The sequence below is a fragment of the Streptomyces odonnellii genome (genome assembly GCF_000981895.1).
Lineage (GTDB): Bacteria > Actinomycetota > Actinomycetes > Streptomycetales > Streptomycetaceae > Streptomyces > Streptomyces odonnellii.
Map to the genome: position 1 here is coordinate 1 of NZ_LATD01000016.1, position 18,250 is coordinate 18,250.

Annotated in this window: 7 protein-coding genes; 4 read left to right on the forward strand and 3 right to left on the reverse strand. The window is 72.4% G+C overall.

Translation table 11 applies throughout. The features are described 5' to 3' along the window. The coding region (locus tag WH07_RS02190; protein ID WP_408645789.1) for a beta-ketoacyl synthase N-terminal-like domain-containing protein at positions 1 to 2,985 on the reverse strand (2,985 nt) is incomplete at its 3' end. A gap of 5 nt (positions 2,986 to 2,990) precedes the next feature. Next, positions 2,991 to 10,160 (reverse strand): type I polyketide synthase, encoded by a 7,170-nt coding sequence (locus WH07_RS02195; RefSeq protein ID WP_232788679.1) that lies wholly within the window; start codon positions 10,158 to 10,160, stop codon positions 2,991 to 2,993. Positions 10,161 to 11,230: 1,070 nt separating this feature from the next. Between WH07_RS02195 and WH07_RS02200 the strand changes: the two genes are divergently transcribed. Then, entirely contained in the window at positions 11,231 to 13,066 is a 1,836-nt protein-coding gene (locus WH07_RS02200; protein ID WP_046494623.1) for a glycoside hydrolase family 15 protein, read from the forward strand. A gap of 54 nt (positions 13,067 to 13,120) precedes the next feature. Then, a complete protein-coding gene (locus WH07_RS02205) occupies positions 13,121 to 13,855 on the forward strand; it encodes a VOC family protein (protein ID WP_046494615.1) in 735 nt (244 codons plus the stop codon). 45 nt (positions 13,856 to 13,900) lie between these two features. On the opposite strand, the gene WH07_RS02210 is transcribed toward WH07_RS02205, so the two are convergent. Then, the gene (locus tag WH07_RS02210; RefSeq protein ID WP_046494617.1) at positions 13,901 to 15,049 is read right to left on the reverse strand and encodes a DUF475 domain-containing protein; all 1,149 of its coding nucleotides are present in this window, start codon (positions 15,047 to 15,049) and stop codon (positions 13,901 to 13,903) included. Between the two features lie 159 nt (positions 15,050 to 15,208). On the opposite strand from WH07_RS02210, the gene sthA reads away from it, so the two are divergent. Together sthA and WH07_RS02220 are read left to right on the forward strand one after the other, a co-directional pair. Next, a complete protein-coding gene (sthA, locus tag WH07_RS02215) occupies positions 15,209 to 16,612 on the forward strand; it encodes a Si-specific NAD(P)(+) transhydrogenase (RefSeq protein ID WP_046494619.1) in 1,404 nt (467 codons plus the stop codon). Positions 16,613 to 17,036: 424 nt separating this feature from the next. Beyond that, the coding region (locus WH07_RS02220) for an ATP-binding protein (RefSeq protein ID WP_232788680.1) at positions 17,037 to 18,250 on the forward strand (1,214 nt) is incomplete at its 3' end.

Consider the following 18,250-nt stretch of genomic DNA (forward strand, 5'->3'; position numbering starts at 1 on the left):
GGGACAGGGCGGACGGAGCCGGGCGGGCGGGGCGCTCCGACGGGCGGCGCCCGCGCCGATCAGTTCGGTGGCGGCGGCCGCCGTGTCCTGGAGGAGCGCGGCCAGTTCGACTGCGACCGGGAAGCGGGCGCCCGCCCGGCCCAGCAGTTCCAGCGCGCCGCCGTCCGCGACGGCGGTGGTACGGCTGGCCGTCGCGCCGAGGACCCCTCTGGCCTCCTCGGGCAGGGACACCAGGGCCCCGCCGAGATCCAGTCTGACTCCCCCGGCCCTCTGGCCGGACGTGCGCCGCTCCTTCACCGGCGCCGACGCGCGGCCGGTTTCCAGCAGTGGGGCGACGTCGGGCGCCGCGCCGTCCACCCAGAGCGCGGTCACCACCCGGCGGAGCTGCGCCAGACTGTCCCGGGCCGTGGAGTGCGCGGAGACGACCAGCCGGTCCCTGCCCGCCAGGGTGTCGTCGATCAGCGAGCCGAGCTGGCCCGCGCCGAGCTGCACGAAGGCGCGGTATCCGGCGTCGTGCATGGCCGAGACGAGCTGCCGGAACCGTACGGGTTCGAGGAGATGCCGTACGAACAGCTCCCGTACGGCGGCCGGTTCGTCCGGGTAGCGCGCGGCGGTCGTCGCGGACCAGACCGGGGTGGTCTGCGGATGCAGGGTGTACGTCTCGGCGGCGCGCCGGATCGGGCCGAGGTACGGCGCGAGCATCGGGGTGTGGAAGCCCGAGCGGAACGGCAGCACCTGCCCGATCACGCCCCTGGTCCTGAAGAGCTGGATCAGGGCGGTCACGGCCTCCTCGGGGCCGCAGACCATGGACTGGTTGGGCGCGTTGTCGTGCGAGAGCACCACGTCCGTACGCCCGTCCAGTTCGGCGAGGACCTGGTCGGCGGGCATCCCGAGGACTCCGAAGACCGCGCCGGGCACCCGCAGCGCGTCCGGGTCGAAGTCCGCGAGAAAGGCGTCGACCTCGGCGGCGGAGTGGATGCCGCCGCAGGCCATCGCGGTCCACTCGCCCACGCTGTGCCCGGCGACCGCGTCGGGGACGACGGCGAGCGTGCGCAGCGCGGTGTCCAGCATCCGGCCGAGCTGGAAGACGGCAGCGCCGTGCCGTCCGACGTCGCCGACGCGGGTGTCACGCCCGGGGCGCCAGTCGAGGCCGAACCGGTCGGCCAGTTCGTCCACCTGGGCCTCGAACTCGGCCTCAAGACCGGGGAAGACGAACGCCGTGAGCCCGCCGGCCGGGCCCAGCAGCGGGCTCGGGCTGAACCACACATCGCTGCGCCCGCGCCACGGAGTGCCCTTGGCGACCGCCTTCCTGGCCAGCTTCAGCCGGCGCGCGGTCGGGTCGACGATGCCGAGCCTGACCGGCCCCGCCTCGGAGGCGCGCTCGTCGAGCCCGGCCGCCAGGACCGCGGAGTCGTCGGTGTCGAGCAGCGCGGCCAGCTCCGCCGGGTTCCGCGCGGCGAGCCGCAGTACCCGCTCGGGCTCGCTGACCGTCGTACGCGGCGAGCGGACCGTACGGGCGGCCGAAGCGGCCGGCTGCTCCAGGACGACATGGGCGTTGATGCCGCCGAAGCCAAAGGCGTTGACGCCCGCCCTGCGGGGTGTGCCGGTGGGAGAGTCCTCCCACTTCCTGGCCCGCGCGAGCGGCTCGAAGCGGGTGGCCTCCAGTGCGGGGTTGGGCTCGTCGCAGTGCAGGGTCGGCGGCAGCACGCCATGGTGGACGGCGAGCGCGGCCTTGATCAGTCCGGCGATCCCGGCGGCGGGCATGGTGTGCCCGATCATGGACTTCACCGAACCGATGGCGGCCCGTCCGTCCGCTGTCGCGGGGCCGAACACCTCGCTGAGTGTGGCCAGTTCGGCCCGGTCCCCGGCGACGGTGGCGGTGCCGTGCGCCTCCAGCAGCCCGATGGCGTCGGCGGCGCGCGGGTCGAGTCCCGCCGCGTCCCAGGCCTGCCGGACCGCGCGTACCTGGCCGCCGGGGTCGGGGTTGAGGAGGCTGGCGGAGCGGCCGTCGCTGGCCACGCCGGTCCCGGAGATCACCGCGTACACCCGGTCGCCGTCGCGCTCGGCGTCCGCGAGCCGCTTGAGCACCACCACTCCGGTGCCCTCGCCGATGAGGACCCCGTCGGCGTCGCGGTGCAGCGGACGGATCCGCTCGCTCGGGGAGAGCGCCCCGAGCTGGTTGAACACGCTCCACAGCGTGATGTCGTGGCAGTGGTGCACACCGCCCGCCAGCATCACGTCGCAGCGCCCGGAGGCCAGTTCACGTACCGCGTGGTCGACCGCGACCAGCGAGGAGGCGCAGGCCGCGTCGACGGTGTAGGCGGGGCCGCGCAGATCGAGCCGGTTGGCGACGCGCGAGGCGGCCAGATTGGGCACCAGGCCGATCGCCGACTCGGGCTGTTCGGGCCCGAGCTGCCCGGCGAAGGCCGCCCTGACCTCCTCGATGCGGTCCTCGCCGAGTTCGGGCGCCAGCTCGCGGAGCGTACGGGCGAGCTGGCCCGCCGTCCGTACCCGCTGGTCGAGCCGGACCAGACCGGGCGTCAGATAGCCGCCCCGGCCCAGCACGATCCCGGCGCGCTGCCGGTCGGCGGGGAGTACGGGCTCCCCGCCCGCGTCCTCGATGGACCGGTGGGCGACCTCCAGCGCGATGAGCTGGTCGGGCTCCGTGCCGGCCACGGAGGCGGGCATGATGCCGAACCGGGCGACATCGAACTCGGTGTCCTGGTCGACGAATCCGCCTCGTCGGCAGTACACCCGGTCGCTGCGCCGCGGCCCGCCCGGCGCGTAGAACTCCTCGTCCCACCGGTCGGCGGGTACGTCCGTGATCGCGTCGACCCCGTTGACGATGTTGTGCCAGTAGCGGTCCAGGTCACCGGCGCCCGGGAAGAACGCGGCCATGCCGACGATCGCGACGGGCGCGGCGGCCGGTGTGCGGTCCGGCGCGGCCGTGGTGCGGGAGGGCCCGGACTGGGTACGGGAGGGCACGGCGGTCACCAGCCCGACGCGGTGTAGACCGTGGCGTGCACCCCGGGCGCTCCCCAGGCGAGTTCGCGCAGCAGGCTCAGCGGCCCTTCCTCGGGGTCGATCAGCTTGATCCCGCGGGCCGCGTACGAGCGCATCAGCTCGGCGGTGACCATGCCGCCGTTGGTCTCCGACGCCGCCCAGGGTCCCCAGTGGACGGTCAGACCGCGCCGGTCCCGGGTGGACCAGCGGCGTCCCAGCTCCTCCAGGGCGTCGTTGGCGGCGGCGTAGTCGGACTGGCCGCGGTTGCCGAGGGCGCCCGCGATGCTGCCGAAGAGGACCGCGAAGCGGGGGCCCTCGGGCAGGGTGTCCACGGCGTCGAGCACCGCGCGGGCACCGGCCACCTTGGTGGTGAAGACGCGGCGGAACGACTCGACCGGCTTCTCGGCAATCAGCTTGTCCTCGATGACCCCGGCCGCGTAGACGACTCCGTCCAGCCTGCCGTGCTCGGTGTGGATGTCCTTGACCGCGGCGCGGACCGCCTCGGTGTCGAGGACGTCGACGCAGTGGTAGCGGACCCGGCTGCCGAGCGCCAGCAGGTCCGCGACCGTCGCGCGCACCTCGCGCTCGGCGAGTACGGCGGAGACACGGCGCTCGACCTCGGCGGGCGAGGTCATCCCGGAGCGGAGGAAGGCGGCGCGCAGCGCGTCGCGGTCCGCGGCCCCGGCGGTCGCCGGGTCCTCGGTCTCCGCCGGTACGGGCGTACGGCCCATCAGTTCGATCCGGCACCGGCCGGCGGCGGCGATCGTACGGGCGAATCTGGCGGTGATCCCACGGGCGCCGCCGACGAGCAGGACGACCGCGTCCCGGTCGAGCCCGGCGGCCTCGGCCTCGGCGACACCGTCACCGGCCGGGCCCGCGCCGGTCGCGGCGAGCGCGCCCAGGTCGGTGGGGGTGAGCCGCAGGGCGCGCCGGGTGCGGCCGTCGGTGAGCACGACCGGTTCGCGGTCGGTGGCGGCGAGTTCGGTGGCGAGGGCTTCGGCGACCGCCTCGGGACCGGCGTCGGGCGCCACCTCGACCAGGGTCGCGGTGAGGTCGGGGTATTCGCGGGCGACACTGCGGAAGAAGCCGCGCAGCCCGCTGGCCGCGCCCTCGGTCCTGTGCTCGACGGAGAGCAGCCGCCGCGGGGGGTCGGCGAGCACGGCCTGGAAGAGGGGGAAGGCCTCGGGCAGCGGCGCGTCGGCCGTGACCAGGGCGTCCAGATGGATCACGGCGTCGGCGGTGATCCCGGGCAGCTCCCCGGCGGGTACGAGCGTGGGTACGGCACCGGCGGCGCGGAGCCGCTCGGCCACGACCGGAGCCAGCTCACCGCCGCCCAGCAGCAGGACCGTACTGCCGTCCGGGATCGAGCCGGTCACCTCGGGCAGCTCGGCCTCGGTGAACTCCAGCCGCTGCGGGGCGAGGATCTCGGCCTCCGCTGCGGCCGGTTCCGTGGGCGGGGCGGGGGCGGTCGGTGCGGCGGGAGCGGCGGCCGTCTCGTCCGGACCGGCGAGCAGTGTGACGAGAAGTCCGGCGATTCCGGCGGCGGTACGAGCGGCACTCAGACCGTCCAGGTCGGCGCTGGAACCGGCCGGAAGACCCAACCGCACCGCCAACTCACCAGCAATCTCAGCCCGCTTGATCGAATCCACACTCAGATCCGCCTCAAGATCAAGCTCCGGCTCGATCATCTCCACCGGATATCCCGTGCGCTCGGCCACCACCGCCAGCACCGAGCCGAGGACGGACTCCCGGTCCATGGCGGGCGGTGCACCCGCGGCTGCGGGAGCCGCGCTCGCGACAGGCGCCGCCACCTCGCCGAACGCACCGACCAGCAGCGCGGCGATCCCGGCCGCCGTACGAGCGGCACTCAGACCGTCCAGGTCGGCGCTGGAACCGGCCGGAAGACCCAACCGCACCGCCAACTCACCAGCAATCTCAGCCCGCTTGATCGAATCCACACTCAGATCCGCCTCAAGATCAAGCTCCGGCTCGATCATCTCCACCGGATATCCCGTGCGCTCGGCCACCACCGCCAGCACCGAGCCGAGGACGGACTCCCGGTCCATGGCGGGCGGTGCGGCCACCGGGGCCGCCGCGACGGCCGCTTGCGGAAGAGGCGCGGGAGGCAGCGCGGTGGGAGCGGTGAGCGCGGGGGCCGCCGCCGCGTGCGCGAACGGCCGGACGACGGGCTCGGCGGCCGGCAGAGCCGCCGGCCCGCCCAGATAGCTGAGCATCACATCACGCTGCGCCGCCACCAGGTCCCGGCTGGTGCGCAGGAACTCGGCGACAAGGGCGTCCGGTCCGGACGCGGCGGCGCCGTGGGGGGCGTGGTTCTCCGGCACGATCAGCTCCGTAACAGCTCTGGCGGGGTGGAGGGCGTTGGCGGGGATGGTGCCGTCGGCGCGGCGGACGAGCTGCCCGTCCACGGTCCAGCCCGCGGGCCGGTCCGCGGTGGCGGTCTCGGGGTCGACCGCGTCACGGCCCTGGAAGAGCCGGCCGGTACGGAGATCCGCCCCGCTGACGGCGAGCTGGGCCAGGGCGGTGAGGAAGCCGGTCAGCCCCGCTCCGGCTGCCCGGCCGCCGTCCAGCGGAACCGTGCGGTGCGGGCGGTCGCCCAGAACGGCGGAGACCAGCCGGCTCAGCACCCGGCCCGGGCCCACCTCCACGAAGACGCGGGCACCCGCCGCGTACATCGCCTCGATCTGCTCGGCGAACCGGACGGGCGCGCCGATCTGCGCGGCGAGCCCGGCCCGTACCGCCTCCGGATCGGCCGGGTACGGATCGGCCGTACGGTTCGCCCAGACGTCAAAGTCCGGCGCGTACACGGTCATCGAGGCCAGACGCTCCGCGAAGGCGTCGCCCGCGCCGGCCAGCAGCGGGCTGTGGAAGGCGCAGGCGACCTGGAGCGGCTTGGCGGAGTACCCGGCGTCGCGCAGCCGGGCGACCGCCTCGCCCATCGGCCCGGTCGGGCCCGAGATGACGGTCTGCTCGGGGGAGTTGTGGTTGGCGGCGACGACGGTGCCGGCCAGCCCGGCCGTCCGCAGCACCTCCTCCACCTGTCCGGCCGTGGCGGTGACGGCCGCCATGGTGCCGGGGTCGCCCCCTTCGACCTGGGCCAGGATGGCTTCGGCACGGGCCGCGCTGGCGGTGAGGACATCCTGTGGCGCGAGCGCGCCCGCCGCACCGAGCGCGACCAGTTCGCCGTAGCTGTGGCCCGCGGCCATGGCCGGGCGTACGCCGAGGGAGGCCAGCAGTTCGGCGGCGGCCAGTTCGACGATGCCGAGCGCGGGCTGGGCGACGGCGGTGTCGGTGATACGGGCGAGCTGGGCGGCCCTGCCCTCCTCGTCGAAGGCGGCGGGCGGGTAGAGCGTGTCGGCCCAGCGGGCGCCGAGCTGGAGGTAGCGCTGCAACTCGGGGAAGGCGACAAACAGTTCGGCCATCATGCCGGGGCGCTGGCTGCCCTGCCCGGGGAAGAGGAAGGCCAGTTCACCGGCCGTGGCGGCGGGGCCCTCGCTCGCGCCGGTGGGTCCTTCCGCCGTGTGGAGCCCGGCCTTCGGGTCCTGCTCCCCCTCGGCGGCCCGGCGCAGCAGTTCCGCGAGCCCGTCGAGGCTGTCGGCGACCAGGGCGATCCATACGCGCTCGCCCCGCCCGGCCGCCTGGTCGCTGCGGTGCGCCGCGTGGCGCGCGTAGTCGCGCAGCCGCCATGCCCCGCCGCGCCGTACGACGTCCAGCAGGGCGCGCGCGGACCGGCGGGCCGCCTCGGCGTCCCTGCCGCGGAAGGTGAGGAGTTCGGCCGGCCAGGTGTCCAGGGTGTGTGCGGCCGGCGGCTGATCGTACGCGCGTAGAACGACATGGAAGTTCGTACCGCCGAAACCGAAGGCGCTGACGCCCGCGATGCGCTCCGCCGGTTCCGCGGCCCAGGGCCGGGCGGCGGTGTGGAAGACGAAGGGGCTGGTGTCGCCGTCCCAGGCCGCGTTGGGCTCCCGTACATGCAGCGTCGGCGGCTTCACCCCGTGGTGGAGTGCCAGGGTCGTCTTGATCAGTCCGGCGAGTCCGGCGGCGCATTTGGTGTGCCCGATCTGGGACTTGACCGAGCCGATGGCGCAACTGGCGGGCCGCGCGCCCGCTTCGGTGAACACCTCGGTGAGCGTGGCGAGTTCGGTGCGGTCGCCGACGACCGTGCCTGTGCCGTGGGCCTCGATCAGGCCGACGTCGGCGGGTGAGACCCCGGCGTTGCGGTAGGCGCGGGTGAGCGCGGCGCGCTGGCCGGCGGGGCGGGGCGCGGTCAGGCCGAGTGCGCGCCCGTCGCTGGCGCTGCCGACACCGTCGATCACCGCGTAGACACGGTCGCCGTCGCGCTCGGCGTCGGCGAGCCGCTTGAGCACCACGCAGGCCACGCCCTCGCCGAGCGCGATGCCGTCGGCGGCGCCGTCGAAGGTGGCGGAGCGGCCGGTCGGGGAGAGCGCGTGCACGGAGGAGAAGAGCAGATAGTCGTTGATGCCGTTGTGCAGGTCGGCGCCGCCGCACAGGACCAGGTCGCTGGTGCCGGTGACGAGTTCCTTGCAGGCCACGTCGACGGCGGTGAGGGAGGAGGCGCAGGCAGCGTCGACGGTGTAGTTGGCGCCGCCGAGGTCGAGCCGGTTGGCGATCCGCCCGGCGATGACATTGGCGAGCATCCCGGGGAAGGAGTCCTCGGTGAGCCGGGGCAACTGCTCGTCGAGCGCGGCGGGGATGGTGCCGACATAGCCGGGCAGCACCGTGCGCAGGGTGGTCGCGTTGGACAGATCGCTGCCCGCCTCCGCGCCGAACACCACGGAGGTACGGGCATGGTCGGTGCCCGCGCCGTCGTATCCCGCGTCGGCCAGCGCCCGCCGCGCCGCTTCCAGCGCGAGGAGCTGTACGGGCTCGATGCTGGCCAGGGACGCCGGCGGGATGCCGTACCGCAGCGGGTCGAACGGGATCTCGGGCAGGAAACCGCCCCAGCGGGACGGGGTGCGCTCGCCGTCGCCGTCCGGCGCGTAGTACCGCTCGGCGTCCCAGCGGTGGGCCGGGACCTCGGTCACACAGTCCTTGCCCGCCAGGATGTTGGCCCAGAACTCGGCGGTGTCGGGGGCGCCGGGGAACATGCCCGCCATGCCCACCACCGCGATCCGCAGCGGCGCGGGCGCGGGCTCCTCGGCGGCCCCGGTGGGGCCGGACACGGGGCGCAGCTCGGCGGCGCGGGCGCGCAGCCAGTCGGCGGCGCCGTCGGCGACGGAGTGGTGGAGCGCGGCGACGGTGGTGGTGGCGGAGCGCAGGACACTGACCTCGCCCGCCATGAACATGCCTTCGCTGTCCTGGCGCGCCTCGTCGACCGGGCGCAGTTCGTCGCCGACCCGCTCGATCCCCTTGCTGGCCAGCCGCAGCCGGCCGACGTTGAACCGCTCCAGCCGCTCCCAGATCTCCCGGTCGGGCACGCCCTGCTCGCGCAGTTCGTTCTTGAGGCCCGCGAAGTCCTCGGTGATGGCGCTGTGGGCACAGCGGGTGGCGTGTCCGGGCGCGGTCTCCAGCAGGTCGGTGCGCTCGGCGGCGAGGATACGGCGCTGGAACAGCGGCTGGATCGCACCGGCCGTGACTGCCTCTTCGGTGAAGAGGTACGCGGTGCCCATGAGCACCCCGAAGGCGACTCCGGCGCGGGTCAGCGGGGCGGCCAGGGCGGCGGCCATCGCCGCGGAGCGCTCGTCGTGGATACCGCCGGCGAAGAGCACCGTCAGCTCACCGGCCGCGTCCGCTCCGGTCTCGGCGACGAAGTCGAGCAGGATGTCGGTCTGGGCCTCCCAGAGCGGGAAGCTGTTGCGCGGTCCGACATGCCCGCCGCACTCGGCGCCCTCGAAGATGAACCGGCGCGCCCCGGCGGCGAGGAACTGCCGCAGCAGCCCCGGCGAGGGGACATGCAGAAAGGTGGTGATGCCCTCCGCCTCCAGCGCGGCGGCCTGCGCGGGCCTGCCGCCCGCGATGATCGCGTGGGTGGGCTTCAGCTCCCGTACCACGTCGAGCTGCGCGGCCTTGATCTCCTCGTCGGCGAATCCGAGGATGCCGACCCCCCAGGGCGCGTCGCCCAGGGCCTCGCGGGTGCGTTCCAGCATCGAGCGGGTACGTTCCGCGCTCGCCAGTGCCAGCGCGAGGAACGGCAGTCCGCCCCCGGCGGCGACGGCGGCGGCGAACGCGGGCTCGTCGCTGACCCGGGTCATCGGCCCCTGCGCGACGGGGAGCCGGGTGCCCAGGGTCCGGGCACCCGCGGATCCGGCGGCGAGCGCGGCGACGGGCTCGTCGTCCTCCACGGCGGCGGTCATCGCCGCCCGGACACCCCGGACCGCCTCGCCCACGCTTCCCCAGCGCCGGGCGAATGCGGCGGCGAGGAAGGCGTCCTGGCCGACCGGCAGGAACTGGGTGCGCAGATCGTCACTGCCGATCCGGTCCGCGAACTCGGCCGGATCCGCCGGGAGTTCGGGGGCCCCGGGGCCTCGGCGGCGCAGTACGCGCGTCCCGTGGTGGAGCACGGTCTCCGACCCGTCGAGCCCGGTGAGCGCGGCGGTGATCTCGGCGGGCAGCCCGGCCTCGTCGAAGAGCGCGAGCTGGGTGTCGAGGACGACACCGGCCGCGCCTCCGGCGACCGCGGCGGCGGCCGTGTGGGGTCCGATGCCGCCGCAGGCCCAGACCGGCAGGGTGAGGGACGGGTCGGCAAGTATTCGCTGCAGCAGGACGAAGGTGCTCAACTCGCCCGCCCGGCCTCCGCTTTCGGCACCGCGGACGATCAGCCCGGAGGCCCCCGCGGCGGCGGCCCGGGCGGCGCCCGCCGGATCGGTCACCTCCACCAGGACCCGGCGGCCGGGGAATTCGGCGGGCGACCGCGCGGGGTCCGCCAGCAGCACGGTGTCCACCGGGGCGGGCAGGTCACTGTCGGTGGCGGTGCAGCCGGGCCGGATCCGGACTCCGAAGGGCAGCGACGACCAGCGGCAGGTGCGGTCGAGCGCGTCGGCGACGTCCCGGGGGTCATCGGACAGTTCCAGCACGCCGGTCGCGCCCGATCGGGCGGCGACGGCCGTCAGCCGTGGCGACGGCCGGTGCAGCGGATTGACGACGATGACCGAGTGTGTCAGCGAGAAGTCAATGGACACGCCGGGCTCCGGCATCCGCATGAAGTCTCCCGAATCAGTGGGGGGTTTACCGGCGGGTAGTTAACTGGCCGGGCTTCCCCGGGGTCAACCGGTCACACTCAGCAACCCATCACCCTCGGTAGATATCCGATCACTCCGAGTGGCGGAAGATTTTCAATGAGCCGACAGCAAAGGGACGTTTTTCAAGGGCGCCATCCCGGGCTCACATGCGCGATATCACGCTGTCATGCCAATGAAATGCAGAGTCTTCATTCGGGTCGATGCCTGTGCCGAAGGTCACAGCATCCCGGGCCCCTATTCGCCCCCTCGAAGGTAGCGCCTACGGGGCGTGACGTAACCCCCTCGGACACGCAAAACTCTTTGAGTGCCGGGCATTTCGTCACGACCGAAGCAGATCGAACACTCGTATATCGGATATGCGAAACGGGATGACCACGGTTCAGAAATCCGCAGCCCCCTACCGCATTTCCATGAGAACGAAGTGACCATGCCGTTACAACTTGGCTACCGACGGGTAGGCCACCGATGGTCACCGTCCAAGTCACCGTCGGAGCAGGGGATTTGAGGTGCCGACCGCGAACGGGGTCCCGCGCGTCCTGGCACGGCCGTGCGCCGTCGTCGTCCGCCGGACAGACGCGCCGAAGGAATGATTTCGGCCTCGGCCCCGGCCGGAACACAACGTCGAGCACCGCCGTCACCGCAAACCCCGGCGGGAAATCCCCCGGACCGCGGTCCGACGCCCAGGGGAAAACCGCACGTTCGGGACGGAAAATCCGGGTCACGGTCCTCTCGCCGCCGTATCCCGGACTTCTTGTGCCGGCCCTCCCGTCCCGGCTTCGGAACTCCGCGGTCATGTCCGGCCCGGTGCCCACGAGTGGTGTTTTCTGCCCACTGTGCGAACAGCGGTATTCACCTCCCGGCCGAGAAGTCCGCCTTCGGCCGACCGGACGTATACCGACATGCGGGTCCGTGCCCGGTCCGTGAGACTTGGCGGGGTGAAAAGCGATCAGGACACGGATCGGAACACCGATCAGGACACCCCTGCCCCCGGCCGGCCCGAGGACGGCTATCTGCCGATCGCCGAGCACGGTCTGATCGGGGATCTGAGGACCGCCGCACTGGTCGGCACCGACGGCTGCATCGACTGGTTCTGCGCCCCCCGCTTCGACTCCCCCAGTGTCTTCGCGTCCCTGCTCGACACCGAGCGCGGCGGTTTCTGGGACATCTCACCGATGTGCGACGGCGCCACCCGCAACCAGTTCTACTTCCCCGACACCAATATCCTGATCACGCGGATCCTCACCGGCGACGGCATCGTCGAGGTCCAGGACTTCATGCCGGTCGTACGGGAACGGGACCCGAAGCACCGCCAGCGCCTGGTCCGGCGAGTGGTCAACGTCCGGGGCCGGATGCGGCTCGCCGTACGGATCGCGCCGAGGCTGAACTACGGCCGAGACCCCCACCGGCTGGAGCGGATGCCCGACGGCGTGCGGTTCGTCGGCGAGTCCCTCACGCTCTGGCTGCGCTCCTCCGTACCCCTGGCCTTCGACGGCATGGACGCCCACGCGGAGTTCGAGCTCTTCGCGGGCGAGACCGCGCTGTTCGATCTGGAGACGGCCGGCGGGGCCGACGGCTCGGTGGCCGAGCCCGATCCCTGCGCGGTCGACGCGGTCGCCGCCGAGGCGCTCTTCGAGTCCACCGTGGCCTTCTGGCGCCGCTGGCTGAGCCAGTCCACCTACACCGGACGCTGGCGCGAGACCGTCCACCGCTCGGCGCTGACCCTGAAGCTGCTCACCCATGAGCCCACCGGCGCGATCATCGCCGCGCCCACCATGGGGCTGCCCGAACAGGTGGGCGGCGCGCGGAACTGGGACTACCGGTACGTATGGATCCGGGACGCCGCGTTCTCCCTGTACGCCCTGTTGCGGCTGGGGTTCACCCAGGAGGCGCAGGGATTCATGGACTGGCTGACCGACCGGCTGCGCAGCGCGGAGCCCGACGGCGCCGAGGGCCCGCTGCGTGTCGTGTACTCGATCGACGGACACGCCCATCTCCCCGAGGAGGAGCTCGGGCATCTCGACGGCTACCGGGGCTCGCGCCCGGTGCGGACCGGCAACAACGCCAGCGGTCAGCGCCAGCTCGACATCTACGGCGAACTGATCGACTCGATCTATCTGTTCAACAAGTACGGCATGGGCATCTCGCACGAGAGCTGGACGGATCTGTGCGACATCCTGGAGTGGCTGATGGACCACTGGGACATCACCGACGAGTCCATCTGGGAGACCCGGGCCGGCCAGCAGCACCACACCTACTCACGGCTGATGTGCTGGGTCGCGGTCGAGCGCATGATCAGGATGGCGCGCCAGCGCGGGCTGCCCGGGAACCTGGTCCACTGGACCGCCGTACGGGACAGCATCTACCGGCAGATCATGGCGCGCGGCTGGAACTCCCGGGAGCGCGCCTTCGTGCAGCGGCTCGCCGGCGAGGACGGCCGTGAGCCCGATAACATCCTGGACGCCTCCCTGCTGCTGATGCCCATGGTCAAGTTCGTCTCGCCCATCGACCCGCGCTTCCTGTCGACCATCAGCGCCATCGGCGAGCGGCTGGTGGCGGACAGTCTGGTGTTCCGGTACGACCCCCAGCAGTCGCCGGACGGGCTGATCGGCACCGAGGGCACCTTCTCCATCTGCTCGTTCTGGTGGGTGGAGGCGCTGGCCCGCGCCGGTGAGGTGGAGCAGGCACGGCTGGCGCTGGAGAAGATGTTCACCTACGCCAACCATGTGGGCCTGTACGCCGAGCAGATCGGGCTCACCGGTGAGCACCTGGGCAACTTCCCGCAGGCGTTCACCCATCTCGCCCTGATCAGCTCGGCGATCAATCTCGACCGCGCGATGGGGCGCTGAGCCGTGCCGACGACACGACACGCGGTGGTGGGAGCGCCCTGCTGGGTGAGCCTGATGGCCGGCGATCTCAAGTCCGCGCAGGACTTCTACGGCGCGGTCCTCGGCTGGACCTTCCGGCCCACGGCCCTCGGCCCGGAGTTCCGGGTCGCGCTCGCCGGACCGTCCGCCGGCGGGGGCCCGGTCGCGGGCATCGGAGCGCTCGCCCCGACCCTGGGGACCGCGGTGGCCTGGACCCCGTACTTCCTCGTCGACGACGCCGACACGGCCGCGGCCCGGGTCCGGGAGCGGAGCGCCACCGTCGCCATCGGCCCGCTCGCCATGCCCACCGGCCGAGCGACCCTGGCCGCCGACCCGGACGGCGCGGTGTTCGGCCTCTGGGAGGGCAGAACCCTGCCGGGCTGGTCGGTGGGGTGCGGCAGCGGGCCCGCCCGGCTGGAGCTGCGGACCCGGGACGCGTTCGCGGCCGCGATCTTCTACGGGCAGGTCCTGGTCTGGGGTTCGGACGAGCGGGAGAGCTGCGAGGTGCAGTACGAGAACCACGAGGTCCTGGTGCGCGACGGTACGCATACGGTGGCGGCGCTGCGCGGCGGAGCCATCGGCAGTGCCCCCGACCCGCAGATCCGGCCGCGCTGGCACGTGTTCTTCCGGGTGGCCGATACGGACGCGGCGGCCCGGGCCGTGTCCGCCGCCGGAGGCATCGTCGTCATCCCTCCGGCCCCGGCGGACTCCGGCCGGCAGGCCACGCTCCGCGACCCGGACGGCGGGCTCTTCAGCGTCGTCGACGGCTAGGGTCCTCCGTTTGAGCCCAGCAAGATCCGAACGAGAGGTCCTACGTCAATCGGCGCGGGCCGGGCCCGTCTTCTCCGTCCCCTCGGCAAGACGGGCCAGCCGGGCATTGCGGCGGACCGAGGACCAGAAGGACCAGGCGATCAGGACCACCCCGACCAGGCCCGTGATTATCTCGCTGACCTGGTACTGGATCGTCACGAGAAGAATCACGGCGAGCGCGCCGATGGCGTAGTGCGCGCCGTGCTCCAGATAGACGTAGTCGTCGAGGGTGCCCTGCCGGACCAGATAGACGGTGAGCGACCGTACGTACATCGCGCCGATCCCGAGGCCGAGGGCCATCAGCACGATGTCGTTCGTGATGGCGAAGGCGCCGATGACGCCGTCGAAGGAGAACGAGGCGTCGATGACCTCCAGATAGAGGAAGGTGAAGAACGCGGCCCTGCCGGTGAGCGCGGCCACCGCCCCGTTCCCGAGGCCGCGTTTCACGCGTTCCTCACGCGCCTCCTCCTCGGCCTCCTCCTCCGCTTCCTCCTCCTCGATGCGGTTCTCGAAAAAGCCGGACAGCCCGGCCACCACCAGATACGTGATGAGTCCGGCGACCCCGGCGGTCAGCACCGTCTGTGCCTTGTCGGCGTGCCCGCCGCCGTGCTGGTGGGCATGCGTGGCGACGGTCATGGCGGCGACGACCAGTGCGATCAGCGCGATGCAGACCGAGAGCATCTCGATCTTCCCGAGCCTGGCCAGCGGCCGTTCGAGCCATGCCTGCCACCTGATCTCCCGCTCCTCGAAGATGAAGTTGAGGAAGATCATCAGCAGGAAGATCCCGCCGAAGGCGGCGATCGCCGGATGCGCGTCGGTCACGAGCTGCTGGTAGCGGTCCTTGTCGTTCAGCGCGAGGTTCACCGCCTCGACCGGCCCGATCTTCGCGGTGACCGCGACGATCACCACGGGGAAGACCAGCCGCATCCCGAAGACCGCGATCAGCACGCCCACCGTGAGGAAGACCGTCTGCCAGAAGGCGCTCATCCGCTTCAGGATCCCGGCGTTGATCACCGCGTTGTCGAACGACAGCGACACCTCCAGGACGGCCAGGATCGCGACGATCCCCAGGGCGGCCCACCCGTCGTAGAGCGCCCCGGCCGCGAGGCCGGCGGCGGTCACGAGAAAAGCCCACCTGAACGTCTTCAGAACCACTGACTTGTCATCCTCCCTGGATACGGCGCGCCTCTGCGGCGGACCGGACGGGTCTCACCGTAGAGCTCGCACCGCGAGTGAACACGGCAGGTCCCGGGCGGGCGAATCACCTCCTGGTCCGCCCTTCCGGGAAACACCCGCGGCTGACAGACTCCTCCCGTGCCCGACTTCGACATGCTTGTCATCGGATCAGGACCGGGCGGCCAGAAGGCCGCCATAGCGGCGGCCAAGCTCGGCCGGCGGGTCGCCGTCGTCGACCGGCCCAACATGGTCGGCGGCGTCTCCATCCATACCGGAACCGTCCCTTCCAAGACACTGCGCGAGGCGGTGCTCTATCTCACAGGGCTCACCCAGCGGGACCTGTACGGCCAGAGCTACCGGCTCAAGGAAGAGATCACCGTCGCGGATCTCACCGCCCGTACCGAGCATGTGATGGGCCTGGAGGTCGATGTCGTACGGAACCAGCTCGCCAGGAACCAGGTGACGCTGCTCTCGGGCACCGGCCGGTTCGTGGACGACCACACGGTGGCCGTACGGGACGGATCGGGCCAGGAGCGGGTCCTCACCGCCGGGCACATCGTCATCGCCACCGGAACCCGCCCGGCCCGCCCGGCGAGCGTGGAGTTCGACGACCGTACGGTCCTGGACTCGGACAGCGTGCTGAGCATGGAGCGGGTGCCCCGGTCCATGGTCATCGTCGGCGCGGGCGTGATCGGCATGGAATACGCCAGCATGTTCGCGGCCCTCGGCAGCAAGATCACCGTGGTCGAACAGCGCGAGGGGATGCTCGGCTTCTGCGATGTCGAGGTGGTCGAGGCGCTCAAGTACCGGCTGCGCGATCTGGCGGTGACCTTCCGCTTCGGGGAGACGGTCGCGGCGGTCGAGCGGCATGAGCAGGGCGCGCTCACCATCCTGGAGAGCGGCAAGAAGATAGCCGCCGACGCGGTCATGTACTCCGCCGGGCGGCAGGGCATGACCGAGGAACTCGACCTCGACAAGGCGGGGCTCTCGGCCGACCGGCGCGGCCGGATCACGGTGGACGAGCACTACCGCACCGAGGTTCCGCACATCTACGCGGTCGGCGATGTCATCGGCTTCCCGGCGCTGGCCGCGACCTCGATGGAACAGGGCCGGGTGGCGGCGTACCACGCGTGCGGCGAGCCGGTGAACGCGATGCACCACCTCCAGCCGATCGGCATCTACACCATTCCGGAGATCAGCTTCATCGGCCGGACCGAGGACCAGCTCACCGATGAGCGGGTGCCGTTCGAGGTCGGGGTCGCGCGGTACCGGGAACTGGCCCGCGGCCAGATCGTCGGGGACGCGCACGGCATGCTGAAGCTGCTGGTGTCGCCCGAGGACCGCAGGCTGCTCGGTGTGCACTGCTTCGGCTCCGGGGCGACCGAGCTGATCCATATCGGACAGGCCGTGATGGGGTGCGGCGGCACGGTCGACTATCTGGTCGACGCGGTGTTCAACTACCCCACGCTGGCCGAGTCGTACAAGGTCGCCGCCCTGGACGTGACGAACAAGATCCGCCAGATCGACCGTATGAAGCGCTGAGCGCGTACGTCCTCGCGTTCGGGTCTCGCCGCCCGCCACCTGGCCGTCACCGTGAACGGCCAGGTCCGGGCCGCCCTCTTGCCGTGACCCCATGTGGCCGGGATGTGACTTCGTGTGAGGGCGGGGGTTGTACGATCCCCCAACAGCGTCCGGTGAAGAGGTAGTTCTACCCATGATCAAGCCGTATGTCCGTGCCGAGGCCACAGGGGCCCAGCGCCCCGCGCCCGCCCGTCCGGCGCTCATACCGGCTTCCCGCTGCCTTCGCCGCCCGTGACTTCCGCCGGGTGAATGAGGTCCTGTCCGGCGGACAGGGCCCGAGCCGGACCACGTTTTTCAGCCAACTCGAAGGTTTTCCATGGCACGTTCCCCCGCGCCCTCACGTCTTTTCCGTACCTCGCCGTGGCCCTGGCCGGTGACTCTCGTCATGACCGGCACCGCGTTCGCCGCCGCGGTGGTCTCCCTCGCGCGTGTCCACACCGGCGCGGCCGTGGCATACGGCGTGGTCACGCTGCTGGTGCTGGTCTCGCTGGTGAATCTGCGCGGCCTGCACCGGCGCGCCGAGGAGGCCGCGGCCCGCCGCGAGGCCGACTGGCGCTCCCGGCTGGAGCAACAGGCCGAGCTGGTACGGCGAGAGGCCGAGCACCTCGTCGAGGAACGGCTGCCCGCCGCGCTCAGCCGGACGGAGATCCCGGTGCCGCCGCGTACCGGCGGCGGCCGGCTGGGCGACACGGTGGCCGGATGGTTCGACCGGCTGCTGGCCGAGGTCGCCGACTCGGTCGAGCACCGCGAGGAGTCGCAGCGCCTCGCGCTGGTGGAGCTGGCGAGCCGGGTCCAGACCTCGGCGCACCGGATCCAGGCCGCGGTGACGGGGCTGGCCGACCGCTATCCCGGCGACGCCGATCTGCTGGAGACCACGATGCGGGTGGATCACGCGGCCACCCAGCAGGCCCGGCACGCCCAGAGCCTGAAGGTGCTGTGCGGCGAGTGGCCGGGACAGCAGTGGCAGAAGCCGCTCGCACTGGTGGACGTGGTCAGGGCCGCGTCCGGCCGTATCGTCGCGTACCGCCGTATCGAGGTCACCGGCGACCCGGACATCGGGGTGCGGCCCGCGGTCGTCGAGCCGCTGGTGCATCTGCTGGCCGAGCTGCTCGCCAATGCCACCGAGTACTCGCCGCCGCGGACGAATGTGCCGGTGACGGTGCGTACGGTGCAGCGCGGCGCGGTCATCGAGGTGGACGACGGCGGACTCGGCCTGGACGAGTACCGGCTCGCCGAGGCGCGCGAGATCGTCTCCGGACGCAGGCTCCTCGGGGTCGGCGAGGTGGGCGAGATCCCGCAGACCGGTTTCGCGGTGGTGGGGCGGTTCGCCGACCGGCACGGCTTCCATGTCGACCTGGGGCCGTCCCCGTACGGCGGTGTCCGCGCGGTGGTGCTGGTGCCCTCGGAGGTGCTGGAGACCCTCGCCCCGGCCGGTACGACACCGCCCCGCCGGTCCGTCAGGAACGTACCCCGGCCCGCGCTCACGCCGGAGACGGCGGACACCCCGGTGCCCGGCGTCCCGCCCGCGGACCAGCCGGCCGTGCGCACCCCCGCGGCGGACCGGACGTCCGTCTCCGCCATCGCCCCGCTGCCCAAGCG